Here is a 26,177-nt window from a genome sequence, read left to right on the forward strand (position 1 = left end):
GTTATTTCCCATAATTGATATTATGTAAAACGGTAAAAAATCCATAGATTACACTTATTTTCGGTAGATTGCACTGAAAACATCTGTTTTATGCGAAAAACCTACTTATTCCCCTTGAATTATGTAGAATTTACAAGAACATAAAGATTTTAGTTGACTTTGTTGATACAACAGACGGAATATATTTTAACGTAAGATATGTTTTGCCGAAAAAGAAAAAAAGAAAAATCTTTAAATTTATAAAAATAAAATGCAATGCGGAGCGAAGCGAAGTCGAGGCAGTTTATTATAAAAAATATTTTCTTTTTATTTTATTTTTAATTTTATTATTTCTTTTTTTATATGGATTGTTGATGTGAATCAACAAGGCGCGCACATCCCCAAGCGCCCGCTATTGATTAACTTAGTTATATCAATATCACACACGCACATGTGCCGCACATCTGCCGCACATGTACGCACACGAGAAAAAATCTGTTTTTTGTCCAATAAAACCCTCCTTATATTTTATTCTTTTCCAAAACTTTCATAATTAACTCAACACGTTTCATTGCGTCTTTATTTCCGACTATCGAAGCGTGCAGTATTACACTGTCAACCGATATGTTTCGACTGTTCCTTTTATCGTTCCCTCGTATAGATTGTAGCGTGCCATTATCGCACCACCTTTTTATAGTGTCGCGTGAAACACCTAAAATATTAGCCGCAGACAACGGGTTAATCATTTTTACGTTTCCTCTTATGCTCATAATTTGCCCTATATTTAATAATCTTTTGCACTACGTAAATATTTACAAGGAGATAAATTTTGATAAAAAAAGAAACAAAAAAAGGTTATAAAATAGATAAAATAGAAGTCGAAGAAAAAGACAATAAGCCAAACGTGCCAAAAAAGCCTCAAATATCCTTGAATTTGGAAGCTCACGATAAAAATAATACTGTGGCATTATTCAAAGAAATAAAGAACGCGAAAATGGCTTCGGATTTATTCTTGTCGGATAAAGCCTTAATCGAAAAATACCCGCTCGAAGTTTTAATCATTGAAATCGAAGCCGCACAAGAATTATGCAAGGCTCGGAAAGATATATACGGCAATGAAGACCCCGACATAAAAACGTGGCACGCGCTCCATATCACTAAAATAAAATACTTGCACAAATCGGCAGAAGCAATCGACACCGACACTATAACAACGTTTTCGGCTAACGATATTGTTAAAGCCCTGAAATATTATACACCAATAAAATATACGGAAAATTAAAATGGATGCGATTATTTTTACCCTGACAGCGTCATACGGAACACTCATCGTTGCCATTATAATATCGCACTTTGTGAAAGAAAAGGAGGAATAATAATATGCCTGTGAAAAAAAATACACAAACAGGAGGCTACAAATGGGGCAATGCGGGAACTGTGAATAAACTCACAAAAGAGCAAGCAAAAGCTGTTGAGCGCGCCGCATTCGCAAACGGATATATGGGAAAAGGAAAAAGCAAGTGAATTGTATTCATTACTCATCACACTACAATGCCTGTGCCTGCACCGATAAATTTACGGTAAGCATAATCACGTGTGTCGGCAAAGAAAATTGTCCATCATACACAGAGCAGAAAAATGCTTGACAAAATCAAGGCATATATGCACGAAAAGTGGAAGTTTACATCGATGAAGCTTCACGATGGGCAATTATCCGCAATTTATAAATTTACCGAGCAATACGACGACAAAAGTATGATTGCTGTTTCGAGCGGAAATAACTTCGGTAAAACCCATCTGATGTGTTCGATAATCATAAATATGTGTTATCCGCCAGAGTTTCGCACATTCACCTGCCCACTGTTCGACGACTACGACCGAAAGAAAGCGAACGGCGACGAAATCGGAATTTGGGTAATCGGCACAATGGAAAACTTTAAACCGTCGGGCGCTATTTATTTAGAAATGAAAAAGCTTGACCCGACCTGCGACATCCGTTTCAGAGACAGACTGCTGATAATCAACGGGCAAACTATCACACTTAAAACTCACGACCAGTCTGTTGACCAGTTCGCGGGACCAAGATTGTTTGCCATTTTCTCGGACGAACCGATGAAAGAGCCGATATTTCACGAATGCAACCTGCGACTTACCGACCCGAGCAACGCAAATAAGTTTATGCTGTTCTTTACGCCCGTTTCAAACAGAGCTACATATATGGCTGATTATATGGAAGAGCCTGATTGGCTTTGGATAAAAGGCAGTATATACGACAACCCGCACTCAACGCCCAAGCAAATAGCCAAGATTGAGCGCATAGTAGCGATTAATCCCGACGAGAAAGAGGCGCGCTTCTTCGGAAACTTCAGAAAGTTTAGCGGACGCGTATTTAAGACGTTTAACCCGACCGAACACGTTATCCCATCCTTGCCGCCCGATTTATACAATTATTACGTGTCGATTGACCCGCACGATGTCAAATCTTGCTTTGCCATACTTTGGGCGGTTAATCTGCACGGGCAAAAAATAGCCATTGATTGCTTCCCGCAAAAACCGTGGAACCAAATAAAAAGCGACCAGCTCGACGTTCGCCAACAGGTTGACGCAATAAATGAGATGGCATACAAGCACGGTGTGCAGGATTTCAAGGTTTACGGCGACCCGATATACTACAATATGAAGCGTTCACACCTCGACGGGAAATACACGCTTGCAGAAAACTTTGCACGCGCAGGAATGCCGATAATAACCGCGCCCGTCGCCACACTTTGGGAAGACGGAATACAGGCAATAAACGAGCATTTGCACTACTGCGAAGATTATTTGCCAATGCTTTTTGTTTGTGAAGAAGCAAAAAACGTTATCGACGCACTCATACGCTTCTCGTGGAAGACAAACGAACCGTCTGCGCGCACCGCAATTTCGGCGAACATTGAAGCCGAATGGGAATGTCCGATTTCGGCAATTCGCTTTTTGCTGACAGCCGACCCTGCAATACCGCGAGATGTGTATAACTACATCCCCGAACTCAAAAAACCTTACGACAACAAAAAAACCGAGCCATTCTCAAGATTGTAAATATTTGTAGGGAGAAATTATAAATGAATATATCCACATTAGCCGACTTACAGAACTTCAGAAATCAGGTAAATATAGGCGTTAGTTTTGCAGGGCAGACTATTACACTGCTAAATGACATTTGGATGCCCAACACGACACCTTGGATACCGATAGCGAACAGGTCAGGAGACGGCGGGTTTAACGGAACATTTGACGGCGGCGGATTTACAATATCGGGCGTATTCGTTCCGCAGAATGTCGGAGGGGCAACCAATAGATTTGGGCTGTTCGGACTTATCGCCCCTGAGGGAAATGTTCAACGTCTGACAGTATCAGGCACAATCAATGGAGCTTCGCACATCGGATTTATCGCAGGGGAGAACCGAGGAGTTATTGACCACTGCTCAGCTTCGGGAAATATCGGAGGCGGTAGCCGTGTCGGTTCAATCTGCGGATTAAATAGCGGTGAAATTATTCGTTGCCGAGCTACTGGAGTTATCGGAAGCGTCAATGACCAATATCTCGGAGGAATTGCAGGCGCGTCATCGGGAATAATTGAGGAAAGCTACGTCGTAAACTCCACAATGACAGGATTTCAATTCGTCGGCGGATTGGTTGGAGAACACAGCGGCGGATATATCGAAAACTGCTACACTCGTGCAAATATCACATCTCAGGCAGGCGGCGGATTTATCGGCGGGTTTGCGGGCTCATCGCTCGCTCCAATAAATAATTGCTACGCAACGGGCACAGTCCCCGCGGCAGGCGTTAATTTTGTCGGACTGTTTGCAGGGCAGACGTCAGGCTTCGGGCACGTTTCGGCGTCATACGCAATAACACGCGCAACATTGCCGTTTATCGCGCAGAATGTAGTTTCTCCCAACCCTGCCGACGGAAGACGTTCAGAGGGACAAATGCGCACGCAAAGCACATTTAGCGGATGGAATTTCAATTGGATTTGGCAAATGCCGCCGAATAACTCGATAAATGACGGTTTCCCCATCTTGGACATCGATTTTGACCCTCCGCAACCTAACGATTACCCGCTCGTTATCACAAAGCACGTGATAGGCGGAGTTGCACCAAATCAGGATTTCACAATTAGAGTGTCGATAAACGGCACTCCACAGCCTGCGTTTACTCTGCGCAACGGGCAATCGAGAGTATTCGATTTGGCAGTTGGCGACACTTTCACCGTGTCGGAGGATAAAATAGCAGGATTTGACCCGCAGATAACACCAAGTAGCGGCACAATGCAAGCGGGCGGAGCTCAGGTGGATGTAAACAATGTGATGTATCCGCTTCCGCAAACGCTCACCATCAGCAAGTTAGTGTCGGGCGGAGTGGACACGACCACACAGTTTGAGATACACGTATATATCGGTTCTGGCGCCGCACCGTCGGAAGTTATATTCTTGCGGCACGGCGAAAGCTACTCTATGCAAGTGCTTGAGAACACATCGTATTTTGTCGATGAAGTGCCAAACCCCAATTTTAGAACCACTATTCATAATCAATCAGGGGTTATGCCTGCAGTCGGAAATTATGTTCTTGTTGATAACTTTTTAATCCCGCCTGCGCCGACAAAGCCGCCGTTTCCTGACAGCACGGACTTTGAAGTTGTTCCGCGCACGTTCTCGGTGCCGTATTGGAGTAATTTGTCAAACATTTTGGAGGTAGAGTAATGGTGCATTTAACACTTTGGGAAACATCGGGCAATATACACGAAGTAATACGCAATTTAATTGCCCAAAGCGCGGCATTTGACCCCGTGCGACAAGTTATGATAGACGATGTCGCAATTAAGATAGAATACGGCTTCGTAAATCTTAATGCACCTATTCCTTTTTTTGCGCGCCCGATAGAAAGTCAAGGATATAGCGTATTTCTTAACTTTAATAAGAATGTTCTCAGATTGGAGAGTTCAACAACATTCTTAAATGATTTTTTTAACGACCAAACAAACGAAAAATCAAGCACCTTGTATTTCAATGACGCCGAAATTATAAATTTTACCACTACCACAAGCATAGTATCTAACGCTCAATTCCCAATAGTTTATAACAGGTGCATATTTAGGAATGTAATATTTGGGACGACTAATTATGCGTTGAGTTTTTATTCTTGCATTATCCATACTAATGACGAATTTTTGTTTTTTAATAGATTTTCAATGACTTCGGCGCCATTGAAAATGAAAAATTGCATTTGCCTGTTTGGCGGAACTTTAGACCTTACAGCTATGCCGCCGCCAAATAACTACGACATTAAAAACTGTGTATTTGTAAACATTACAGGGTTTTCAAGTTTGCATTCAAGCAACATCCAAAACCCATCTGCTGGAGTTCTCAGTCAAATGTTCAGTCGGTTTTATTTAAGAAATGGCGATATTAGGATAAACAATGCAAACATCCTCCCGTGGAGCCAGTTTGCCAATTTGGGCGACAAGTGGGACACTCAAAACTTTATGAACAGAGTTCCGATAGTTCCAACGGGTTTACAGCCCCAACTTCAGCCGCTCGACCCGATACAGACATTTGACATCTCGTGGGCTGAGTGGACAGCTCCCGTCTGCGGTTGTCGAAATATGCTCGACACAAGCTTCAGCTACGGCGATTTAAAAGACCCCAACGACTGGACGATAAAGTTAACCGAACACAGAGAGGCAAGCGTATGAGCAGAACGCGCGCGTAATGCTGAATTTCTGAGAAATTTATGATTTTACTTGATTTTTTTGCATTGTAAATATTAGTAGGAGGTAATTTTTAATGCTGACATATCAACGAATTATAAATACGCTACCAGTGCAATTACAGGACTATATCAGAGATAATAGCGAATGGATAATGCTGATAAACAACGCCGTGCGCCGCGCAGTTATGCAGTCCCGAAGATTTAAAAAACTGGAGACATCAGCACCGCTTCCGCTCGGCACATCCTCGTCTCCTATTGCTTTGGGAGTGGACGGACTGAAAACATTCGACAAGACATTCACGGCTAATTTCGGCGACATCAACGAATGGACGAATGGTGTATCGCCTGTTGTGCGGAATTTTGTATTTGAAATGAACAACGACAGGGTCAGGGTTGAAGTTATGGGCTTCGGCGACCAAGAGCATTTTGACAAATTACGCAACAAAGACCTTGTCCAAATATACACATACGAAAGAGAAGTCGAATTCATTGTCTTGAAATACGAAAAAACTGTTGATGAATACTGGGACGACGACGCAATACCCGGATGGGAATTGGTGCCCGATCATCACATTTATGTTAAGCAATATCCGTATATGCGCCCGACAAACGACCCAATGAGATTAGTTGCCGATATAGCAACGTTTGCAGGCACAGAACACAACAACGACATAATGTATTACTTCTATCCGCAACACACTATAAAATCGCTTTGGGAAGACATTCTGCCGCTTGTAAATGCAGACGCTCCGCTGTCGGAACAGTTGCTTTGCGACCCGATACTCGTAAATCTCATACGCCTCGAACTGAAAAAGTCCGTTTATGAGTTTATCGACGACACAACCGAAGTTATCAGGATGGACACATACCAAGAAGAGATAGACGCAGAAGTGCAGAGAGTGAAAATAACGGTGAATACAATACCGTCCGAGGCGACACTTCCCAAAGTTAACCCGTTATCCGTATCTCCGATTAACTTTTTGTGAGGATAATATGATATGCGCATACACCAAATACCCCAGCCGACAGAAGAAACGCAAGCAATCTTCGATTTGTTATCAGGAATTGCTGAGTCTTTGCAAAGATTGCAGGCAGACGTGCAAGTTTTGCTTTCAAGAGATGAAAGAGAGAGGACGGTTTAGTTGGCATTAAATTTTAATTATATTGAGCCTTACGACTGTCGAGTGGAGACAACCCACTTTAACGATGAAGACTACAACGAAAACGAGCTTCTCAAAGTAGATGTTTACGCAAATATATACGAAAAAAACACAATGCATAATTTCGGCAATCTTAATCTGTATGTAAAATGTCGCGATGGCAACACACTGCCGACAGGCGGAATTCGCAGACAACATAATTTCTCACAAAACAGCAACGTCGATGAAATCACGCTTTTGTATGGAAAAGGTATAATTTCCGACGGCTTTAGCGTTGTAATGGAATGCGACAGCGACGCAATGCCAAAATACTTGGGCGCAACCGTGCATTTGATACCGCGCCGCATTCGTTCAACATATTCAAAGCGGGGTTCTCGTGCCTAAATCACTAAATTACGCAATATTCGGCGACAGTTATTCGGAGTTCCTGCTTAACGAGTTTAGGCGAGAATATCCGAACACCGCCAAAGAAATACTGAATATGATACCCTCATCGCTCCTTGAGCCTGAGAAACCTATGACTACTCAAAATATTGCAACCTTACAAACCGAATTGTCTCGACCTTTTGAAACAGGCTTTGCAGATACTTCACAGTTTGTAAGGTTGCAATCACTTAAGTCAATTTCCGTGGGCGACTACATTTATTCGCTCGTCGGCGTGTGGGGGAGGGGAGCACTTGAAAAATTCCAAATTAATTGGAACATCGTAGAGTGGAACGTGAAAACAAATGAGATTTTCACATTCTCAAGCGTGATAAATTTCACAAGTGAGCAGGATTTACCAAATGGAATGCCGCTTGACGACTTCGCGCCAAATTTCCTGATGTGGTATGACTACGACAGGAAGCGAGTATATGTTAGTTTTAACGGCGATATATTTTATATGGCGATAAATCCGCAGACTGCGAGTATATCGCTTAATTCTCCCATCCAAGTAATAAATATGCCGACGGTTAATACTATAACGTCTGTTATGGCAACGGCGGCGACAAATAACAGCGCAGTTCACGGCTCGCAATTCGACGTATTTAATTCGGCGGCTTTTCGTCCGTCGTTTGTGCAGTCTGTTGCTACTTGGTGCAAGCAGAATAATTTACCGAGAGCGCACAGGTCGCGAATTGGCTGGTTTCTTGAGCAATTCTCGGGTGAGGGACGCTCTCAAGATATAATACAGGGAAATTTGTTTGTTTGGGCAAATCCTGCGGCAATACCTACGCCCTCTGCCGTTCCGAGTTTTTGGTTTACTCAAACAAATATTTCCCCTGTTCTTAACGATGTTGTTGTTGCGATGGGCACCGCGCCTGCCGCATTTACTCGGATTTTTCAGTTTCAGGTAAACGAGCAGACAGGAAATAACGAGTGGGTGCTGACATACGATGACCAAGTTGCGGGAATGGCAGACAGGACGATATACTCGCCGTCATTCACGGGGTCATTATCGCAGGCGCTTAATGTTAATCCGACAATTTCGTTCATCTTTCAGCCGATTAAGCTCGAAACTGAAATCAGCGCGCCGTCATTTACATTTGTTAAGCCTCAGATTGAGGAGGATGTAGATATTAGCGAGAAAACAATCGATATGAGCGCTATGCAAATTATAGGAACAGATAATTCGGGAGTCGCGCGTTTCCCTGCGCGACTATATGCAAACCATCCCAATATGTGGAATGATAACCCTGATAAAACACAAATTATGACAATTTCGCCTATAAATTCTGTGTCGGGAACTACGGCGAATGAGCAGTTGTATCAAGAAAACGAATATTATTTTATGGATATTTCAGGCAATCTTGTTGACCCGATGGATACGTATAATGCAATGCGGGTTTATCGGACTGTTCAAAGCGAGAATTCGGCGCAGAATACTTTCCATTTTGTTTGCGATTTACCTTTAAGTATCAATATGGGGCAAAAGTTTTGGTATTATACAGAAAGCACAGGATATAAGGTAAATCAACTTCAACCCAACTTTAACCCAAACCCTAATTTTGCGGAGGTTTTAGAGGGGATGTCATTTGACGATATTCTCAGAAATATCTCTGCGCGATTTAATGCGTTCGGTTTGTCGAATATCGGAAATATCGGAATTCAGGCAGTTATTCCGATGGACAACTTCAAAGTGTTCGCATTTGACAATTGTGTTGGGATAACGCAGAATTACAGAAACGGAACTGCGGCAAACAACGACCAAACGGACACATTCAATCCAAACCGTGGAGTTCTGACGTTTCCCGAAAAGGTGCTTAATATCGGATTGCTCAACGATGACATCTTGGTGATGACCACAAATGGCATTTATTCAATCGACAGCGTTTCGACGAACATATTTATTGGCAACGACGGGATAAGAGACTTTCGCCGAAATCAACGCCGAGTATTTAACGTCAATTTCTCGACAAAAGAGCAACTTTATATAACGTCCCAAAACACGCCGATGATAATCGGGGACAACGGGAAACTGTTTAACGAGCGCGGCGAAGTAAATCTGCAGTGGGGCTACGAAAACAGATACAAAAACACTAAAACCTTGTCGATTGCCGAGACACTCACCAAAATGGTGATACACACGCCGCGCACTATCGGCATTCGCAATCAGATGTTTACGGTTTACACTGAGGACGTCCTGCACAACGGATGGGCGACGTATGCGCGGAACATCACGAAAGATAAAGACAACACACAGCACGATTTGTATGATTTGGTAAATTTGGTAAATTTCGGAAATGATATATTTTCGTTTTACGTTGAACACGGAGAAAGCGACGTTTTCATAATAACAAAACTTTTTGACGACACATACAAGGACTACCGAGACAGATTTTTCACGGTTATCCAAAAACTTATCGGGATAATACTAAGCGCGCAACCGAACAATTACCAAGTTTCGCACTCCTTGGAGGTTTGGGTTGGTTGTGCGCTGTATTCCCACGAGGATATATTCAGCACAGCAAGAGAGAACGGCTCTCTGCTGACAGTTCCGGGTTGGGCGCGTCCGTTCAAAGCGGGCGTAATATCCGACCAAAACGCGATTGTTTATCTGATGAATATTGATACATTCAAAAACTTGCACGATTCGGGCGGCGGCATAGTTGTCAGGATGTTTGCGCCGTCTGCATTTGGATTGTAAATATTTGTAGGAGGTATAAATGAAAGTCAAACCTGTTAAATATACGGATGAGCAGTTTAACGATACAAAACTAAAATATTGGGATGAAAATTCAACACGGTTATTTTATAACTTCTCCGAGGTTATCCGCCAACGCAGGCAATTTTGGAACGAAGAGCTAAACAACAGATACAGAAACAGACTGATTTCACAAGGGAAATTGCTCCCAAACAGCTTGCGCGCCAAACTCAAGGACTTGCTGAAATACGACCCCATTGAGCCGAATATCGTATCAACCGTGTTGCAAAACCTCACGGATAATGTGTATCGCGCGCATTTTCACGGCAGAATTAAGGCGATAATGAACATCGAGAACTCAATCGACGCCGCAACAATGGACTTGCTGATTAAGGGATTGAAAACACAAATAGGTTTTGAAGACAAACTCCGCGAATTGGTGAAAGTAGCAGTGTCGGAGGGATTTTATCCGTTCCTGAAAATAAATGTTTTGGACAGCGACGTTGGCGCGGGACGTATTGAGCTTCAAGTTTATTCGTCCGACAGCACGCTTCCCGATATGCGAGTGTATCAATCAGGCTCGGATGTGGAAGATATAATCCTGATTGACCACATCAAAAACGACGATTTGTATATTTTATACGACGACAAAAAAGATATTATCGACGAATATTTGAGCCAATACAATGAGGATTATGTAAGCAGTGTCAGCAACCGACAGGTTATGATAGGCAGAGAAGATTTTCAACAGAGATTTGACCAACTGAAAATCAGCCCGTCGGGAACGAGCCTGAGCAACCGCGATTATGCTTGCCGCTATACTTGGCTTCGTAGTGTTGTTGTCGATTGCGCGTGTTTTGTCGATACCGAAACGAGCAACGAGATAATAATCACGCCCGACTGGACGGAAGACGACATTTTATTCTTCCAAGATACAAACCCGACGTATGCGCTTGTAAATCGCACTCGAAATGTGATATGGGAGACGGCAATGACCGACCGAGGCATAATTCTGCGGAACAGAATGCACCCGATACAAATCCCGACAACCGACAGGCGCGTTTCTTTACCGGGTGTTTGTTATGTTCCAAACATAATCAGCGGAAAAGTGGAGGCGTTTACGGACGTTATCGCACACGATTTGCAAAACTTGGCACTGACGGCTACATTTGCACACGACGCAATGTTTATGAGCGGCGGAAAGACGCTTATTTCGGAGCGCGGAACATTCGACGAAGCAACCAGCGACGAAGTCATTAGACAGCAATTATCGGCGCGTTTTGGACACTTGATAACAACCGAGGGCGGAGTGTCGGGCGGACGTTTCCGTGTGGATGTGCAAACGCCGAACACCTCCTTGCTCGAATATTACAACATCCTGAACGACCGAATTAAAGAATACACGGGCATAAATCAAGAAATGCAGGGGCGCACGCAGGCTTCAAGTAGTAATTATCGCACGTCAATGAATATTCGGCAGGCTTTGTCCTCCAAGTCTGCCTACATAAACAACCTCAACAAATGCGACGAAAACCTTACAAACATACTTTTATACCTGTTTTGTATGACTACGACAAATCAAGAAGTGTTTATAATCACCGACGACGCAGGCACCGAAGAAATGGTAGAAGTCAATCAGATTTCGCAAGACAAAGCAGGGCGCATAATTCGAGTGATGAACGACCTGAGACAGGGTAAGTTCAGGTATTTCATAGCACAACAGAATTCAAGCGCGCTTAACGACGACATCGAAGCCGAGGCAATGCAGGAGTTTATGATGGCAAACGGAAGCACAATACTTAATTTAATGCAAGGCGATATGAAAAAAGCGGCGATGATGTTTAACACAATGCCATACGCCAAAATAAGAGAAATGGGCGAAGCTTTGGAAAATCAGATGGACGCTCAGGCGGACGAAGCAGGACTTGACGGCGCACCTCCGATGGAAGACGGAGAAATGCCCGAGGGCGGCGCACTTCCTCCCGACGAGCAAATGGCGGACGGCAATGTTCCCGTGGGCGCAGAGGATATTGACCCGAACACAAATCCGCAACAATACGACGATTATATAAATGCACAGCTCGGCATTAACGCAGGGATGGTGGCATAATGGGTTATATTTGGGTTTTGGTAGTGGGCGCAGTGGTGCTTGCAGGTTTGGCATTGGCAATTAAAAAATTAGATGAAAGAGAGTTAATGAATGGATTTGAGCGGTATTTTTAACGGATATAACAGCTTAAATTACATCCAAACCGTGGGTTTGGTGGTGATGGCTATATTTTTAGTTAAAAGAGGAATTGTAATTCAGGGGAAAGACGGCAAAAAGATTGCTATCGGGCAGACAGGCAAGAGCGAAAGCGACAAATATAAAAAAGATAAGCACAGAATTAACAGCGATGATATGCGTTTGTTGTCGGATTTTTACGTGCAAATATACGGTGTCGACAGGGAAAATTTAATCGGATATCACGTTTTTGGCACGCTCAAAGACAATATGGAACGCTCGCTTGATATAAATCACATAAATTGGGACATTGAAAAGTATCTCAATCAATATATGCGCGACACTTCGGGATTTATCCACAGGCAAATGTGGCGTGCAATAGAGGGAAGCGGAGCAAACACGCGGCTTTCGGAGAGCGATTTCAATTCTCTTGTTTTGATAGTTCATAAAATTATGGAAAGGAATAAATGATTATGGCTGAACAAATAACACCACCGCCGCCGCAACAAACGAATACGCCGCCGCCAATTACTACGCCGCAAAACATACACCGCCAACAGTTGGAGCAACAGAAGCAACAGCAACAACAACAACAACAGTTGCAAAAACAGTTGCAACAGCAGGCGCACGCTCAGCAACAGGCGGCTTCAAAGACACAGCAAAACGTAGATATTGCGTCATTACAGCGCAATATGCAAAACTTCAGCGCGGCACAACAGGCAGGCGCAAGAGACCAAAACGCCGCCGCAATTCAGGCGCAACGCGAGGTGCAGGAAAACAAAGGACGGCAGAGAGACGAGCAACTGGCACAATATCAACAAATGCTTGGTCTGCAAGGTCAGCAAAAGGTAGATTTGACAGGCAGGCTTCAAAGCGAGCAGGCGGCATTTGACCGTTGGGCTCACGGTGAAAATGTAAGGATTGACAATGAAGAAATTGAGCATTTCAACCGTCTTTTTGACGAGGCACTCTACCACTTGGATTGGAATAAAGTCCAGCAGTTAATCGACCTCCGCCCCGACTTGTTTAATCAGGGAACGCTTAATTTAGCATACTTTGAAAACTTGGAAGCCGAACTATCGGCAAGAATACAGGCGGCAAACGACAGCGGAGACTTTTTGGAAGCACGCAGGCTTGATAGCGAATTAAAGCAAATTACAGATATTTTGGATAAGATTTCGCGCGGAGAACAGCAGGATTGGCGTCAAAACATAGAAACCGAAATACAAACGTGGAGCAAAATGCCTCCCGAAGATTTTATCCGTCAACACGGTGCCGAAGTAAACATAATGATAAATACGATTGACAGAGCTTTTTCTGCTCCCACTCCCCAAGTGCAGGCAATTAAACAGGCTATTCTGAAAGAAACAGGATTGCACGCGATAGACACGCAAAGCCTCATCACGGCATTTTTGAACGGCGATATATCAATGGAACAACTGCAGGAAATATCGTATATGACAACCGTTCTTGCAAATATGCCCGAAGACCCGCAAGAAAGAGCCGCATACTTCGCAAACTCAAACTTAGAGAATGTGGCTCAACGTTGGATAATTGAGGATGGCGTCGAGCATATTATGGAGGACTTGGAGGCAGGAATAGCGGGCGTTGACGGTATTTCTGCCATTTCAGTTTGGGATAGGATAATGGAAAATGAGCGTGTTATCACACCGGGAAGAGACCCCAAGAATGATATAGACACATCCGTTCGCATAGCTCCTGAGGGGTTTAAGTTTAATTATTGGGGTAATGATATGAATGCTGTTAGCAACAGACAGTTTGAAAAACAGCCATATATCAACTTGATGGATAGTTTTGTGTCATCAGGAGTTATTAACCAAGAATCGGCTGATATATTAAGAGCGACTTTTGAAATTCCTTTAGGAGAATGGCGAAATATAGGGCTTGGAATGATGGACTTTTTTAATAGCATACCCCCTGAGTTGACGGATGAAATATTTAAAATTGCCTTAAATCCGTCGAATAGCCAATGGGGGCACCTACAATGGAATAACATATTCGGTGATAACCCAAGACATATCAGACACACCGATAATATAAATAATTGGAAAAGCACAAGAGCGGAAGATATGGATTCTGTTTTACAAATTTTGGGAGATATCTTAAATGCAATGTCTCATAATTTTTGGCAATAAAGGAGGTAAATAATGGCGGCAGGAACAGCGGCGGCGGCAACAGCAATAACTGGAGCATTAGCGGCGGGAACATCGGCGACAATGTCGGGCGTGCGCGGAAAACGCAATCGCAGACAACAACAAAGACAATGGCAGGCAGAATTTGACAACGCAAATAGGCAGTGGGAGCAACAATTCGCTTTCGGACAGCAACAACACGCCGACAACGAACTCCAACGCGCGTGGGAGCGTCAATGGGGCGACGTGCTTAACAACCTCCAAAGACAGCAAGGACAGCTTGATGTATCCGAGGGCGAAGAGGGCATACGCACAAACAGAATTATGCACCAAATGCAGAGAAACGACGCGCAAAGACAAATGAGCGCATTACAAAATATGACCCTTGGAATGGGCGAAGCGTTGGCAAACGCAAGAGGAAGCAGATTAAGGAGGTAAATATGGGTGTAAACATTTTCAAAGATTGCATTATAACCGAAGCAGGGCGTTATGTATGTTTTGATAAAGAAAGCCAAAAGCTTTACATAATCGAAAAAAATGAAGTGTCGGTTTCTGAATTATCAAAAAAAGAACTTCACCAGCTTTTAAAACACGTAAGCAAGTAAGGGGATAAATATGAATTTTTTAAAAGGTATGAACGATGATTTTTACGAATATATGCAAGGTTTTGCAGATGGTGAAGATGTCGGTGAGGATATCGCGAGCGTTAAGGCAAGTGAGAGACAGGGCGAAACAGGAGCACCAAGCTTTGAAGTGGAACCAAGAAGCCGCCGAGCAATGCGCACTCCCGACGAACGCAGAGAAATAGGGACAGCGGTAGGCTCAGGCTTGTCGTCGTTAATTATGGGCTTCGGCGACGCATTTAACGCGCTCCACAACGACAATGCACAGTTTGATATGGGCAAATATGACAATATGCGTCAACAGTGGAAAGATGTAGGCGCACTTCGGGAGATAGACGCAAATGACTTGCAAGGCGAAGAGGATGAGCGTGTTAGCGCGGCTACTGCGGCAAATCCGCATTATCAAAATCTGCGCAATTTGGCTCAGCAAAGGCTCGACAATGCGGCAAGAAGCCAAGCGCGGGATGATAAAATGCAAATGCACAGTGAGAATTTAGAGGCTATGCAGGGAGCGAGAGAGGCGGGGGAGAGGCAGGCAGAAGAAGACAAAATAAACGATTTAACGCTACGAGTGGCAAACGCCCAATTACACGGTTTAACCCTTGAGCAGGCAATAGACAGGATGGTTCCAGCAAATATGCGAGAAATTATTTTAGAAAAAATGAAAGTCGCAGGGGCAGGAGCGGGGCTTTCTCAGCGAGAAAAAGACGAACAAGAATTAAGAGATTTGCAATTAGAACAACAAAGAAACGCGGCAAGAAGTAGAACAGGTTTACGAACTCCTGAAGCTGTAAGGGCGAACGTTGCGCGATATTTCGGGCAAAATATGTTTTCTTTGGGCGGCATACCTGAAAATAACAGAATGGCAGAAAGTGAAAAAGTTTTTGACTATATGATTAATAATAATTCAGAGTTTAGAGAGCTTGCAAATAGAATGCGAAATATAGAAGAAATGAATAACAGACCAGACGAAAGAAACGCAATTATTCGCAGAATGAGAAGTCTTGTTGTTGAAAGCGAACTATATGACCAAAATAGAGCAAAATTCAACATTTAAAAAGGGGAAAGATTATGACGATAAAGGAAATTGTCAAAGCAGAAAAAAACACAAGAGAGATGTTTAGTAAGAGGTATAATAAAAAACATAAAGGTGTATCTGTGTTAGACATACCTAAATACACTGATTTGCTTAACTCAAAGCCACAAGCGCCAACAAGGCGGGTTTATTTTGCTTATAACGCAAAAGAAAAAACTTTATCAATATACGACAGCGACGACAATGAAGTATGTTTTTTCCCTATTCACCATAGAGTAATTGAAGAAATGATAGAGGCTGATAATATGTTAGATTTTCTAAAAAAAAGAATAATCCCTTATTGCGATTATGCACCAATGAAAATTTAATCTTTTTTTCTTATAGGTCTCGGAACTTGTTTTACGCAAGTTCCGTTTTTCATAGCCTCGTATATATCGTTCAAAAGATAATGGATAAGCTGTTCGTCTGTTTTTACTGTTTTAATAAAATTTTGAAACATACTGCACTTTGTGTCTTTCTGTAAATCGCTGTCAAATTCAATCTTAATTTTCATGTAAACCCCAATAAAAAAAGAGATACAGGACTGCCATCCCATACCTCAGAATGTTTTCAATATCTTATGGCAGTAAGATATTAACGCTAAGAAAATAATATTTGTTATCGAAAGAAGTCAAGGGCAACGGCAATTTATGTTTTTGCGAATTATACTTTTTGCGTTTTCTATAATTTGCGACACTTCTAGAGGAGATAATGATAAGCCGCCACCAAAACGATATAAGTCAAAGCCTCTTTCGCGTTCTATCCATTGAAGCCCTTTTGTTCTTAGTAAATTTCCTACATTATCTATAAAGCCTTGATTTTGCAAACCTGCCATACTTGATTTGAACATTGGCGAATCTGTAATATCGTCATTAAAGTCAAAGTTTACCCATTCTGTTTGCCCGAACGTAAAAGACGATAAAATTATAATTAGTGCAATACTTCTCAAAACATCTCCTCCTCTCTCCATTTATCCAAAGCGGCATTTGCGATATTTGCCGCTTTTTGTGCAATTTCTTTTATATCTTCAATGTTTTTAGTGTCGTTGTTTTTCAATAGGTCAATGGCTGTAATTTCTGCAAGTGTGCAAATTGCCAATTCATAATCAGATATGCCGTCCCTGACTTTCTTACTGTTTGCTCCCTCATATTCTCTTGACGTTTTACCAAGCCATATTTTATACATCTCGTTAATTACTACGCCTACCTGCGCACCTGTTAAGCCTCTTGAGCTTAATTCGTCGCCAAGTAATTTATATATGTCTGTATTGTATTGTCTCAATAATTCCCGAAAACTCTTTTTGTTGCCATCTAATAGTTTTATGCTTAATAGTAATTCTTTTCCTTGTTCAATAGTAATGGAACTTTCCATAAACACCCTCCCCTGCTTTCCTTTTTAGTTTAGATTTTTTCTTTGCTGTTCTTGCCAGCGTTGCCTTAACTCTTCTTGCTCTCTTCTGTGTTCCGCTTGTCTTTGAGCCTCGGCGGGAGAAGTTGTAATTTCCACATCTCTATGTTGTAGTTGTTGCTGAAGTTGCCTATGTCGTATATCGCTTTCTCTGAGCTCGCTTTGTCGCATTACTTGGGACTGCCGCGCTGTTCGATTTCGATTTCTACCACCAAAAAGAAAGTCGTGCCTAACTTCCCATCGCGCCCTTTCATATACAGCCGTTCGTACCGCCGCCGAATATGTCATAACACTCGCCCCCGTTGCAAATGCCGCCCCTGTTATCAGTAGTCCAGCCTCGCCCTCAGAAACACCGATAAATATTCCGCCGACAAAAGCCGATAAAATCGCCCCAGCCCACAACCCGTTTTTTTCCCGCCGCAACTCCTCTAATCGAATATCATTTATATTTGTTATTCGTTGCGGAGATACGCCCACATTAGCAAAATCTTCAAGTGTAAACACTGTATTTGCATAAGATACAGCGACAAAAAATAAAATAAAAATAAGCGAATTTCTCAAAGCTCAGACCTCCCATAAAATTAAAAGTTATTTACAGGGAGATAAAAACGGGTTGCCCTGCCTGTAAAATTCTCAGTTCTCTACTCTGATGAATTTTTTTTATCCCGTATTTGATTTTTTTATCGTTAAATTATGGATTGGCAGAACAACACAGTCGGCGTTTACCAATATTTACACGATAACATAATGCAAAGAACAAGATAAAAGCGGAATATTCCACCTCATCAGAGTAGAGGCTTGTAAAATAATTTATGGGAAATTTACAAGTCAAGCCAAAAAGTGAAATTGACAAAAATAATACTTGACACAAGAAAATGCCATAATGTATTTTAAGATTAAACTCGGGAGGTGTAGTATGATAGGTTATTTATTAACAGCCTCAATATGGCAAGATTTAGAGGGCGGAGCAAAAGAAAGCCGCTTTGATAAGCTTATAGTTCCTGTTTTGGTCTCATTACTCGCTATAGGTTATATGGCGTTAACAGTTATAAGCCCTCAAGGATTATAGTATGGAATTAGCGGGATTGTATTTATTTTTAGCTTCGATGATTAGCTCAGCCTGCAAAACAGTTTGGGGCAAAAGAATTTGGATGACTGCTTGTATTGTAATATCATTGACTACAATTTCTATATTTTTGTGGGCGTTTATATCAGTGTTTATATCAGCAATACCTGTATTATTCCCTAATTCATATTGGGCGCAATAATTGTTTAATCATCGAAATCAAAGTCTCCCCATTGACTGTCATAGTCATCGAAATTAAAGTCTTGCCATTGAGTATTTGGCTCGCTTTTTGCAAATCTGTCTAATGTCTGATTTTTTATATTTTGCTGTTCTTGGTTAAATCTTCCAACAGGGTCGGTAAACTCTCCAATTAGCCTATGTCTCTCAGCTTCTGAAAATGGCGCATTGTCAATAATATTTCTATGAGGCTCTGAAATATTATTCTCTATATCTTCCTCAGTCATTCCTTGCCTTGCGCCTGTTCTAATATCATTTATGCCACGATTTATAACATCTGCAAAAGCCAGCTGGTCATTGCCTCTTATAAATTTTTCAATATCTCCAGCTACCCTTTTCACGCGTTCGACTTCCGTCTCTTTTGTTGTTGGGGACATTCCAAGAATGCTTTCAAGTCTATGTCTCCATTGCGCCAAACTACTGACTTTGCCTGAAATCCTATCTACGTCTGAAAACTTGGGCTTTTCGGGGTCAAGCCCGAGAATTCCAGTTGCAAGGGGACTGTCTGAACCTAACTCATTGAAAACTTCGCTAACACTTCTTCCGACTGCTTGCGATACAGGAATTATAGGATTTGGGGCGAATGAAGCAGATTGAGCGGCACCTAAAACTAAGTCTCTTAAAGAATTCCCTTTTTGCCATTCTCTGAAATTTTTCTCTAAGTCTCCCATTTGTTGGTCAAGGTCTCTTAAATCATTAGGATTTATATTTTTAGGGTCAGAGATAATTTTTCGCAAATGTTGCCTCATATCTGAAAAAGCAACGTCAGTAGCTCGTGCTTCGGCTTCGTTTCTCCTAATATTCTGTCCTACAGATTGCCCGGCTGAAATATTGGGAATAATTATGTCCATTTCGGGCATAAATGGGTTTTCTACTCGTATTTTTCCGTCGTCATCTGCTCGCTCGTGCGCTACTTTTGCGGCGGCGATATTGCTTGCTATACCTGCAGGATTTATTTGTGTTCGGGCATTTTCTAATATGTTTTTTGCCATATCTCCGCTGACTTTTCCCCATTTTCCCCTAACTAAATTTTTTGCTTGCGATAGCCCTTGCTTTGCAAATTTTAATGGAGCAACTCCAGACTTCGCCGCCAACGCAGGTAATAAAACATCATTCGTGGGATTATCCATAAACTCTATATTTTGTGCAATATCGCTTGCTACTGTGTTAGGCATAACCGATTGCACGTCTCTTGCCGCAGTTCGGATAACTTCATTTAGTCCGCTTGTCATATTTGAGGGTAAATTCATTGCAGAATTCATCAACTCGTTAGCGTGCGCCCGTAGTCCCTCTTTCGCCATTGTTCCAGCAATGCCTGCCGCTGTGCCTATTTTCTCCCTAAGGCTAATCGGTTGAATTCTGTCTGATGTATCACTCATTTATACCTCCTACAAATATTTACAATCATATAAAAAATATTCAAAATATTCAATTTTGTCAATTTCACTTTTTAAAAAAAAAAGAAAAATTTACAAAATAATTTGAAAGTTCATTTAAAAACAAGGTATTCCGAGTTAAGAAAAAGGCTAAAATTACGCTAAAATCACACTTGTTTTTAAGAAAAAAAAGATACGTTGTAAATACTTATGGGGGGACAGGGGGGGAAGGAGATGTTTTAAATTCAGTACAATGGTTATATAGGGACGAGGAGCGAAGCGACGATGTTCCTATTGCGACCGAAGGGAGTGAAAAAAAATTGCCACAAAAAAAATTTTTCAACTTAAATAACGTATCCACCGTAGCGGAGGAACGGAGCGTATCGGTTAGATAGTGGTTTTTCTTGTGGCAATTTTTGGCTGTACTTAACTTATAAAAAAGCTGGCTGAGCCCAAGCCGCCCCTTACCTAAAAATAAATTTTGGTCTTATAAAACGTGCAAAATAGCTTCCCATTGACGGAGCATACGCCCATTGTTTTAACACGTTAAGATTTATATTGTCATAGTCGTATGTCTCGCCGCTTGGGAATGTAATTGTTATTATCTGGTCTTTTGCGTCATAGCTTACCGCTTCAATTACACTACTTGGTCTCTCTGTCATAAATCTTGCCAAACGGTCGCCCTCGCGTTGCATTTGCTGAGCGCGTGTGCCTTGTCCGTCAAGTTCCGCTTTCCCGACATTTGTATGCGTTAAAAGTCTTCCTTGTCCTCCTGTGGCTGTATAATTACCTTCTGTTTGCCAAATTGTTCCACTTTGTCGTCGGACACGGGAAAATTGACCTATTGCTTGGCGAGCAACTTTTTTTAATATCATTTATACCTCCTACTAATATTTACGGTTTTCTTTGAAATGTCTTTGTAAATATTTATAGCACAGGTAAACAGGAAAGGAGACACTGTGGAAATTGAAAAAAAGATAATCGACGAGGACGCAGGAACAATCACCGAGATTGAGATTGAGCCCATCGCAGACCAAGGCGAAAACGCAAACGACGTTGCCGCTGTGAAAGAAGACTTAAAAGAAGTCTTTGCAGATGTTAAAGAAGCCGAAGCGGCAAAAGAAGCAGGAGACGTTCAGGGAGCGGCAGAGAAAGAAGCCGAAGCCGAAGCGGCGGCGGATGTAATTACTCGGAAATACTCCGAGGACGAAGTGGCAGAAGCACTACAACAAATCGAAGAAAGCGGATATTTGGGAAAACTTTTCGGCGCAATGAGACGAGGAGACGAGCCAAAAAGCTACGAGGTGTCGGAAGACGACATTTCGGCAGTAGTTGACGCCGTGCAATCTTCAAACGGTGAGGCACTTGTTGACGCGCTACAAGATATATGTCGCAAGTCGGCGGACTATCCCGCAATCGACATCGTTTCAGGCTTCATTCGAGCGGATAATACACGCCAGCAGAAGCGCAAACTTAAAAAACTGCTTAAAAGTATGGAATTGACGGGAGACATCGGATACGAGCTTACCGACGACGACGACATTGAGCAGATTGACAGCGAAGACTTTAAGAAGTCCAAATACGGTGAAGTGTTGAGCAAACTTGCCAAAAAAGGCATTCGTTCGCTCGACCAGTTGGATTTTGGCAAAGACATAATTAAGCAAATGCTCAACGAGGGACTTGTGCCGAAAGACGCGAAAGAGGTCAAGGTGATTAAAGCCGCGCCTGCAAGCACTGCAAGTGTAAGCCTCGGCGGCGAAAGCATTGACGACAGGGAAACGTTGGCGCGTAAAATGGCGGACGCGATTAAAAGCTCCGACAAATCAGAATACGCAAGACTTAAAAAGTTATACATAGGAGGTTAAAGTGTCAAAGATGGTATTTGACAGAACTGTTATCACAAATACTTACGCATATTTTGCAGATACAGAATACGACAGAGACGAGCAAGTTGTCGTATTTGCGAAGAAAAGAGGCGTAAATGTCAGTGATAAAAAAGCGAGCGGCGCAGATGTTAAGCCAATACCTGCCGCACCGCCGAGAAGCCCGAGAAATAACGTCAGACGAAACGAAAGCGCGAGTAATTCGGCAGACAACGCAGTCGAAGCAAGCAACGAAAACGCAAACGAAACGTTGGACAAGTAAATAATTAAAGAAAAGGAGCCTTAAAAAATGGCAGATTTAGCAGTTTTCAATCAGGACACAATTCAGGCGTTTATCCCTGAAATTGAATTGTCAATGCGTTCATTGAATATTTTGGACGCTTTCAGCTACACTTCAAGCGAAGTGGAGAACGAAGAGACCAACAGAGACAAAAGCTATGCAATGTCGAACGTTATCGAGCGTAAAACCTTGCAAAACAACGCGTGGGGCGTTAAAACGGCAGTTCGCGACACCAACACAAATTGGTCATTCAACGACAGCGCAGTTAACACAGGACAAATCACACCGCACGGTTCTTGTAATTTCGGCGTGGACAGCATTACGAAAGAATGCAGAACACCCGGACACAACGGCACAAAGTCATACAAAGAACAGGTGCAGGATTTCCTCGAAATCACAAAGCAAGAGGGACAAAACAGTATCGTTCCTCGCTTGAACTTTGAGTTTTTCCGCGCGTTAACTCGCGGCGCGTCCGATATGCTTTTCCAACCCGAAAACCTGAAAGCAGGTAATCCGCTTATCGCAGGAACGGCAAACGTTGGGCGTGCGTGTCTTAACTTCGGTATCGTTAACGGCGACAACGTGAGCATTGTCCCAAAACCTGCTCCGACAACCGTAATCAATGACACCGCTTGGAACACCGCTGTCGCTTCGGCTGTTTCTGCGGCTACCCCGACCACGCAGATGACATACAATGGTCTTTTGAAAGTTAAAAACGCGGCAGTTAAAAACCGCGTGAAGCAAATCAAGGGCAAAAAGTATGTGTATGTGTTGTATTGCTCGCTCGAAACAGCGCAGTCAATTCTCGACACGACGCCGAACTTCCAAACACAGATGTCTCTTGCTCCCGAAGAAGTATCGCTTCTCGGATGGCACTCTTACATCTTGTCGCAAGTTCTTGTCGTGGGAACTCCGTTGATGGATAGCGTGTATATTTCCGACGGAATGGGCGGCGGCTTCTCAGGCTCGACTATCGACTTTGGAAACACAGTTGCAAATATGCGCACGATTGACGTCGAAAGCATTGTTGCACCGACAGCACTTAAACCTGCAATTCTTTGCGGCGAGGGTGCTGTCCTTGCAGGCGACGACTGGAAAATGCGTATCATCGAAAACGAAAGTATCGCGTATAAAGACATTACGGGACGGGCATTTGCCATCACCAACGATGTAGGATACACGAGAAAAGAGTTTGTTATACCGCAACGTTTCAACACGACAAACGGTATTTCGGGCGGAAATCCCACATACGCCAATATGTGGAACCAAAACTCGATGGTATTTGCAACAACCGATTAGTCGTAATAATTGCGAAAATGTATTGACGGGAGGGGAGGGGCTTAAATCCCTCCCCATTTTTTTAAACAAAAGAAGAAAGGATTTTAATTATGTCAGTATCAAGAATTTTACAAGTTTACACAGCACCACCGAGCGGAGCTTTGTATATATCGACGTTAAGTATTACGTCGGATTATAACGGGAATATGTGGTCAGGTGCTACTATTATGGGACCAACACCGAAACAGTCTTTCTCATCAGCTCCCGATGTTTATGAAACCTACGAAAACATCACATACGTGGGCAAAATAGTAGATGAGGAGGGCAATGAGTTTAAGTTTTTAATAAATTCCGACAATCCGAACGGCAAGACAATATCGGTAGGGGAATTCAATGTTCGCATTCAGGGACAAAGTCTTTCTTATCAATATAAGAAATTCAGATTTGGCGCTTCGTCAACGCTGGCAGTTTATCGTTGTTATGGACGACGGACAATCGACGCTACGGCGGCTCAACCACAAATATCATCAGCTATTGACGGTATCAGCGGGAGCGTCGGGTCAATGCTTAACACGGCAAACCTAACTATCGGCGGAAATATTACGATATACGGGGTTAATTTTTCACTTTTAGGCGGCATAACAAACGTTGTTTTTGTTGCGCAGGACGGCACAGAGTATCAAGGCTATGGCGTATCGGGAATGACAAATATGTTGTTTGCGAATATTCCCGAAAATCTGCCGTTAGCTCAATCGTTCAACATTAAAATCGTCGGCACTTTAGCGCAGGTAGTCAGCACGTTCAAAATGGTATCTACAGGAACAGCGACAATCCGCATAGACAGCACGCTCGACGACACAACGGGGACATCAAGCACACGTAGCCCGTTAAGCAATAGCGGACGTGCGACACGTGGCGGCAATTTGTCTATTTTGGGCGCGGGTTTTATGCCGGGTGCTACTAATCCGACGGTATGGATAGGTGGACTTTTGGCAACAGTTAATCCTATCAGCGGGACACCGAACGATAACGAGATTATTGTAAATGTGCCGAACGGGCTTACTGTGGGAAATACTGCGGCTATTGAGATACAGACCAGCGCGGGAAGACGAAATAAGTCTGCATTTACGGTTATTGTAGCATAAAAAAAAGCAGGGGACGGGAAGAAAAGGTAAAATTATGTTTGTTGAAAACATTACAAACTGTGAACTCTCCCGCCCCCTGTGTTGGCATATAGCCCTACCATCTACACATCTACACAAGGCTTTGCGCGCATTCGCCTCTTGTAGTTCCGCTGATACTCATTGTATCGTTGCTTCTCCTCGCCCTCTTTTTTCGGAGGAGGAATTTTTAACCCGAGCCGTTTTCGCTCAGATAGTATATATTCTCTTATATTTTTGCAATTTGTCAATTTCACTTTTTCGTAAATTCCTGTTTTTTTTAATCTTTTTTTTAATTTTTCCTTTTTTATCCCCAAATTATTTGCAACCTTGGTAATGCTCGGTAGGTATTCTAATACGAATGTATCTTCGTATGCTTCAAATTTTATCTCCTCGGGCTCCATTGCAACATCGTAATTTTTCTCATCTTCCGCGCCCATCAAATGTCCGATACGATAAAAATCATTATCACACATCTTTCTGCCTTTTCCTCCTGCGTCGCGGATGTTTTTTTCCCAGTATCGGATTACGAGAAAAAATAGATTTCGACTGAAAAATGCAAAAAAAACTTTATGCCGTATGTCGTAATCTTCAATACTTTTAATGCAACATTCCTGAGCAATACTATAAAACTCATCAAATTCAAAAACTAACTTCCATCTTTCATACTTGCTTACGATGGGAGCTTTGAGCAATTCAAGTAGTCGAGTAAGCTTCTCGTTTGAAAGTTCATTTTTTAACTCTCGAACGAGAAGCTCCGCCTCGGCGTGCTGTTGTTTCGATTTTGACAGTTTCACAATCCAATCCAATCAATACGAAAACGTTATTTTAATCCGCTTTGTTTTGCCGTTAATTGCGATAATGTCCTTGTCGAACTTCTGCATTCCGCAAACTCTCATTTTCTTCGTCAAAGTGTCTAAACTCGCCATTAAATCACTGATATTTTCTCCCGATGGAAAATATGGTGAGTTCTCCTCTACTTTTTTTACTTTCTGCATATTTCGCACTCCCTTTTTGAATTTACGCTTGCTATCGCAAACACCAATGTTATTACTATTCCCACAATTAAAATAAATGGCATATTTTTGCCTCCTTAATAAGTTTACCCGCTCTAATTGCGTTGTCGATTTTAACCTGCTCGGTTATCCAAGATTTCCACTCGCTCACTTTTCCTGAAAACTTGCAGGAACGTTGATTTTGTTTTTCCATACTCCTCACTCCTTTTATTATTTGATAGGGGAAGGGTTATCGTGTTGGCACTATTACGAACCGAACTAACCCGCTTTCCCCCTATCTGTTTTTCAATACAACCAAATTACATTTGACGGGTTTCTTGCTCCCGCGTTTTCTCTCGTTCCTATTCCCAAATGGACAAAGCCGTTGCCTATTCCTATTCGA

The 26,177-nt window shown here is 42.5% G+C and carries 31 protein-coding genes; 21 read left to right on the top strand and 10 right to left on the bottom strand.

The annotated features are described in order from the left end of the window. Window positions 1-500: 500 nt before the first annotated feature. Window positions 501-749: a hypothetical protein gene (locus FWE23_08825; protein ID MCL2845533.1), complete on the bottom strand. Its 249-nt coding sequence runs from the start codon at window positions 747-749 to the stop codon at window positions 501-503. 59 nt (window positions 750-808) lie between these two features. Here FWE23_08825 and FWE23_08830 point away from each other — a divergent pair, with 59 nt between their 5' ends. From FWE23_08830 to FWE23_08905, 16 genes are all read left to right on the top strand, one after another. Then, window positions 809-1,261: a hypothetical protein gene (locus FWE23_08830; GenBank protein ID MCL2845534.1), complete on the top strand. Its 453-nt coding sequence runs from the start codon at window positions 809-811 to the stop codon at window positions 1,259-1,261. Between the two features lie 98 nt (window positions 1,262-1,359). Continuing rightward, window positions 1,360-1,503, top strand: a complete 144-nt coding sequence (locus tag FWE23_08835; protein MCL2845535.1) for a hypothetical protein — start codon at window positions 1,360-1,362, stop codon at window positions 1,501-1,503. A gap of 114 nt (window positions 1,504-1,617) precedes the next feature. Beyond that, window positions 1,618-3,057, top strand: coding sequence for a terminase family protein (locus FWE23_08840; GenBank protein ID MCL2845536.1), 1,440 nt, complete (start codon window positions 1,618-1,620; stop codon window positions 3,055-3,057). Window positions 3,058-3,080: 23 nt separating this feature from the next. After that, window positions 3,081-4,724: a hypothetical protein gene (locus FWE23_08845; protein ID MCL2845537.1), complete on the top strand. Its 1,644-nt coding sequence runs from the start codon at window positions 3,081-3,083 to the stop codon at window positions 4,722-4,724. Continuing rightward, window positions 4,724-5,716 (top strand): hypothetical protein, encoded by a 993-nt coding sequence (locus tag FWE23_08850; protein ID MCL2845538.1) that lies wholly within the window; start codon window positions 4,724-4,726, stop codon window positions 5,714-5,716. Before FWE23_08845 ends, FWE23_08850 begins: the two co-directional genes overlap by 1 nt. A 91-nt stretch (window positions 5,717-5,807) precedes the next feature. Beyond that, window positions 5,808-6,719, top strand: coding sequence for a hypothetical protein (locus FWE23_08855; protein ID MCL2845539.1), 912 nt, complete (start codon window positions 5,808-5,810; stop codon window positions 6,717-6,719). A gap of 12 nt (window positions 6,720-6,731) precedes the next feature. Beyond that, window positions 6,732-6,875 (top strand): hypothetical protein, encoded by a 144-nt coding sequence (locus tag FWE23_08860; protein MCL2845540.1) that lies wholly within the window; start codon window positions 6,732-6,734, stop codon window positions 6,873-6,875. After that, window positions 6,876-7,277, top strand: coding sequence for a hypothetical protein (locus tag FWE23_08865; protein ID MCL2845541.1), 402 nt, complete (start codon window positions 6,876-6,878; stop codon window positions 7,275-7,277). Beyond that, window positions 7,270-10,020, top strand: a complete 2,751-nt coding sequence (locus FWE23_08870) for a hypothetical protein (protein MCL2845542.1) — start codon at window positions 7,270-7,272, stop codon at window positions 10,018-10,020. The genes FWE23_08865 and FWE23_08870 overlap by 8 nt, the downstream gene beginning before the upstream one ends. 19 nt (window positions 10,021-10,039) lie before the next feature. Beyond that, a complete protein-coding gene (locus tag FWE23_08875) occupies window positions 10,040-12,127 on the top strand; it encodes a hypothetical protein (GenBank protein ID MCL2845543.1) in 2,088 nt (695 codons plus the stop codon). 90 nt (window positions 12,128-12,217) lie between these two features. Further along, window positions 12,218-12,712 (top strand): hypothetical protein, encoded by a 495-nt coding sequence (locus FWE23_08880; protein ID MCL2845544.1) that lies wholly within the window; start codon window positions 12,218-12,220, stop codon window positions 12,710-12,712. 2 nt (window positions 12,713-12,714) lie between these two features. Next, window positions 12,715-14,397 carry a hypothetical protein gene (locus tag FWE23_08885; GenBank protein ID MCL2845545.1) on the top strand — a complete coding sequence of 561 codons (1,683 nt, stop codon included), beginning with the start codon at window positions 12,715-12,717 and terminating at the stop codon, window positions 14,395-14,397. A gap of 12 nt (window positions 14,398-14,409) precedes the next feature. Next, complete coding sequence (locus FWE23_08890) at window positions 14,410-14,832, top strand: hypothetical protein (GenBank protein MCL2845546.1); 423 nt, start codon at window positions 14,410-14,412, stop codon at window positions 14,830-14,832. Window positions 14,833-14,834: 2 nt separating this feature from the next. Further along, window positions 14,835-14,999, top strand: coding sequence for a hypothetical protein (locus FWE23_08895; GenBank protein MCL2845547.1), 165 nt, complete (start codon window positions 14,835-14,837; stop codon window positions 14,997-14,999). Between the two features lie 10 nt (window positions 15,000-15,009). Beyond that, entirely contained in the window at window positions 15,010-16,074 is a 1,065-nt protein-coding gene (locus tag FWE23_08900; protein MCL2845548.1) for a hypothetical protein, read from the top strand. A 14-nt stretch (window positions 16,075-16,088) separates the two neighbouring features. Next, window positions 16,089-16,421: a hypothetical protein gene (locus FWE23_08905; protein MCL2845549.1), complete on the top strand. Its 333-nt coding sequence runs from the start codon at window positions 16,089-16,091 to the stop codon at window positions 16,419-16,421. On the opposite strand, the gene FWE23_08910 is transcribed toward FWE23_08905, so the two are convergent. From FWE23_08910 to FWE23_08925, 4 genes are all read right to left on the bottom strand, one after another. Then, window positions 16,418-16,606 carry a hypothetical protein gene (locus FWE23_08910; protein MCL2845550.1) on the bottom strand — a complete coding sequence of 63 codons (189 nt, stop codon included), beginning with the start codon at window positions 16,604-16,606 and terminating at the stop codon, window positions 16,418-16,420. The two genes, FWE23_08905 and FWE23_08910, sit on opposite strands and share 4 nt — an antisense overlap. A 117-nt stretch (window positions 16,607-16,723) precedes the next feature. Beyond that, a complete protein-coding gene (locus FWE23_08915; GenBank protein MCL2845551.1) occupies window positions 16,724-17,041 on the bottom strand; it encodes a hypothetical protein in 318 nt (105 codons plus the stop codon). Further along, window positions 17,038-17,463 carry a hypothetical protein gene (locus tag FWE23_08920; GenBank protein ID MCL2845552.1) on the bottom strand — a complete coding sequence of 142 codons (426 nt, stop codon included), beginning with the start codon at window positions 17,461-17,463 and terminating at the stop codon, window positions 17,038-17,040. The genes FWE23_08915 and FWE23_08920 overlap by 4 nt, the downstream gene beginning before the upstream one ends. A 24-nt stretch (window positions 17,464-17,487) precedes the next feature. Continuing rightward, on the bottom strand, window positions 17,488-18,060 hold the full coding sequence (locus tag FWE23_08925) for a hypothetical protein (GenBank protein ID MCL2845553.1): 573 nt from the start codon (window positions 18,058-18,060) through the stop codon (window positions 17,488-17,490). A gap of 355 nt (window positions 18,061-18,415) precedes the next feature. Between FWE23_08925 and FWE23_08930 the strand changes: the two genes are divergently transcribed. Continuing rightward, window positions 18,416-18,568 (top strand): hypothetical protein, encoded by a 153-nt coding sequence (locus FWE23_08930; GenBank protein ID MCL2845554.1) that lies wholly within the window; start codon window positions 18,416-18,418, stop codon window positions 18,566-18,568. A 203-nt stretch (window positions 18,569-18,771) separates the two neighbouring features. On the opposite strand, the gene FWE23_08935 is transcribed toward FWE23_08930, so the two are convergent. Together FWE23_08935 and FWE23_08940 are read right to left on the bottom strand one after the other, a co-directional pair. Then, window positions 18,772-20,181 (bottom strand): hypothetical protein, encoded by a 1,410-nt coding sequence (locus FWE23_08935; protein ID MCL2845555.1) that lies wholly within the window; start codon window positions 20,179-20,181, stop codon window positions 18,772-18,774. A gap of 461 nt (window positions 20,182-20,642) precedes the next feature. Next, entirely contained in the window at window positions 20,643-21,053 is a 411-nt protein-coding gene (locus tag FWE23_08940) for a KTSC domain-containing protein (protein MCL2845556.1), read from the bottom strand. 84 nt (window positions 21,054-21,137) lie between these two features. On the opposite strand from FWE23_08940, the gene FWE23_08945 reads away from it, so the two are divergent. The 4 genes from FWE23_08945 (at window position 21,138) to FWE23_08960 (ending at window position 24,764) form a co-directional block, all read left to right on the top strand. Then, window positions 21,138-22,043, top strand: a complete 906-nt coding sequence (locus FWE23_08945) for a hypothetical protein (protein ID MCL2845557.1) — start codon at window positions 21,138-21,140, stop codon at window positions 22,041-22,043. 1 nt (window position 22,044) lies between these two features. After that, window positions 22,045-22,323: a hypothetical protein gene (locus FWE23_08950; GenBank protein ID MCL2845558.1), complete on the top strand. Its 279-nt coding sequence runs from the start codon at window positions 22,045-22,047 to the stop codon at window positions 22,321-22,323. Window positions 22,324-22,350: 27 nt separating this feature from the next. After that, complete coding sequence (locus tag FWE23_08955) at window positions 22,351-23,640, top strand: hypothetical protein (protein ID MCL2845559.1); 1,290 nt, start codon at window positions 22,351-22,353, stop codon at window positions 23,638-23,640. A gap of 89 nt (window positions 23,641-23,729) precedes the next feature. Then, window positions 23,730-24,764 carry a hypothetical protein gene (locus tag FWE23_08960; protein ID MCL2845560.1) on the top strand — a complete coding sequence of 345 codons (1,035 nt, stop codon included), beginning with the start codon at window positions 23,730-23,732 and terminating at the stop codon, window positions 24,762-24,764. Window positions 24,765-24,865: 101 nt separating this feature from the next. On the opposite strand, the gene FWE23_08965 is transcribed toward FWE23_08960, so the two are convergent. From FWE23_08965 to FWE23_08975, 3 genes are all read right to left on the bottom strand, one after another. Further along, entirely contained in the window at window positions 24,866-25,576 is a 711-nt protein-coding gene (locus FWE23_08965) for a hypothetical protein (GenBank protein ID MCL2845561.1), read from the bottom strand. 12 nt (window positions 25,577-25,588) lie between these two features. Beyond that, window positions 25,589-25,777, bottom strand: a complete 189-nt coding sequence (locus FWE23_08970; protein MCL2845562.1) for a hypothetical protein — start codon at window positions 25,775-25,777, stop codon at window positions 25,589-25,591. Between the two features lie 67 nt (window positions 25,778-25,844). Next, window positions 25,845-25,988, bottom strand: coding sequence for a hypothetical protein (locus FWE23_08975; protein MCL2845563.1), 144 nt, complete (start codon window positions 25,986-25,988; stop codon window positions 25,845-25,847). Window positions 25,989-26,177: the final 189 nt, after the last annotated feature.

Source organism: Chitinivibrionia bacterium, assembly GCA_009779925.1.
In the GTDB taxonomy this organism is placed as follows: Bacteria; Fibrobacterota; Chitinivibrionia; order Chitinivibrionales; family Chitinivibrionaceae; genus WRFX01.

Excerpts from the sequence above, each read along its gene's own strand:
- FWE23_08900 (MCL2845548.1), top strand. The coding sequence starts at position 15,010 with ATGAATTTTTTAAAAGGTATGAACGATGATTTTTACGAATATATGCAA.
- FWE23_08920 (MCL2845552.1), bottom strand. The coding sequence starts at position 17,463 with ATGGAAAGTTCCATTACTATTGAACAAGGAAAAGAATTACTATTAAGC.
- FWE23_08875 (MCL2845543.1), top strand. The coding sequence starts at position 10,040 with ATGAAAGTCAAACCTGTTAAATATACGGATGAGCAGTTTAACGATACA.
- FWE23_08905 (MCL2845549.1), top strand. The coding sequence starts at position 16,089 with ATGACGATAAAGGAAATTGTCAAAGCAGAAAAAAACACAAGAGAGATG.
- FWE23_08860 (MCL2845540.1), top strand. The coding sequence starts at position 6,732 with ATGCGCATACACCAAATACCCCAGCCGACAGAAGAAACGCAAGCAATC.
- FWE23_08840 (MCL2845536.1), top strand. The coding sequence starts at position 1,618 with ATGCTTGACAAAATCAAGGCATATATGCACGAAAAGTGGAAGTTTACA.
- FWE23_08960 (MCL2845560.1), top strand. The coding sequence starts at position 23,730 with ATGTCAGTATCAAGAATTTTACAAGTTTACACAGCACCACCGAGCGGA.
- FWE23_08850 (MCL2845538.1), top strand. The coding sequence starts at position 4,724 with ATGGTGCATTTAACACTTTGGGAAACATCGGGCAATATACACGAAGTA.
- FWE23_08845 (MCL2845537.1), top strand. The coding sequence starts at position 3,081 with ATGAATATATCCACATTAGCCGACTTACAGAACTTCAGAAATCAGGTA.
- FWE23_08890 (MCL2845546.1), top strand. The coding sequence starts at position 14,410 with ATGGCGGCAGGAACAGCGGCGGCGGCAACAGCAATAACTGGAGCATTA.
- FWE23_08955 (MCL2845559.1), top strand. The coding sequence starts at position 22,351 with ATGGCAGATTTAGCAGTTTTCAATCAGGACACAATTCAGGCGTTTATC.
- FWE23_08970 (MCL2845562.1), bottom strand. The coding sequence starts at position 25,777 with ATGCAGAAAGTAAAAAAAGTAGAGGAGAACTCACCATATTTTCCATCG.
- FWE23_08855 (MCL2845539.1), top strand. The coding sequence starts at position 5,808 with ATGCTGACATATCAACGAATTATAAATACGCTACCAGTGCAATTACAG.
- FWE23_08930 (MCL2845554.1), top strand. The coding sequence starts at position 18,416 with ATGATAGGTTATTTATTAACAGCCTCAATATGGCAAGATTTAGAGGGC.
- FWE23_08880 (MCL2845544.1), top strand. The coding sequence starts at position 12,218 with ATGGATTTGAGCGGTATTTTTAACGGATATAACAGCTTAAATTACATC.
- FWE23_08835 (MCL2845535.1), top strand. The coding sequence starts at position 1,360 with ATGCCTGTGAAAAAAAATACACAAACAGGAGGCTACAAATGGGGCAAT.
- FWE23_08825 (MCL2845533.1), bottom strand. The coding sequence starts at position 749 with ATGAGCATAAGAGGAAACGTAAAAATGATTAACCCGTTGTCTGCGGCT.
- FWE23_08885 (MCL2845545.1), top strand. The coding sequence starts at position 12,715 with ATGGCTGAACAAATAACACCACCGCCGCCGCAACAAACGAATACGCCG.
- FWE23_08940 (MCL2845556.1), bottom strand. The coding sequence starts at position 21,053 with ATGATATTAAAAAAAGTTGCTCGCCAAGCAATAGGTCAATTTTCCCGT.
- FWE23_08935 (MCL2845555.1), bottom strand. The coding sequence starts at position 20,181 with ATGAGTGATACATCAGACAGAATTCAACCGATTAGCCTTAGGGAGAAA.
- FWE23_08975 (MCL2845563.1), bottom strand. The coding sequence starts at position 25,988 with ATGGAAAAACAAAATCAACGTTCCTGCAAGTTTTCAGGAAAAGTGAGC.
- FWE23_08910 (MCL2845550.1), bottom strand. The coding sequence starts at position 16,606 with ATGAAAATTAAGATTGAATTTGACAGCGATTTACAGAAAGACACAAAG.
- FWE23_08895 (MCL2845547.1), top strand. The coding sequence starts at position 14,835 with ATGGGTGTAAACATTTTCAAAGATTGCATTATAACCGAAGCAGGGCGT.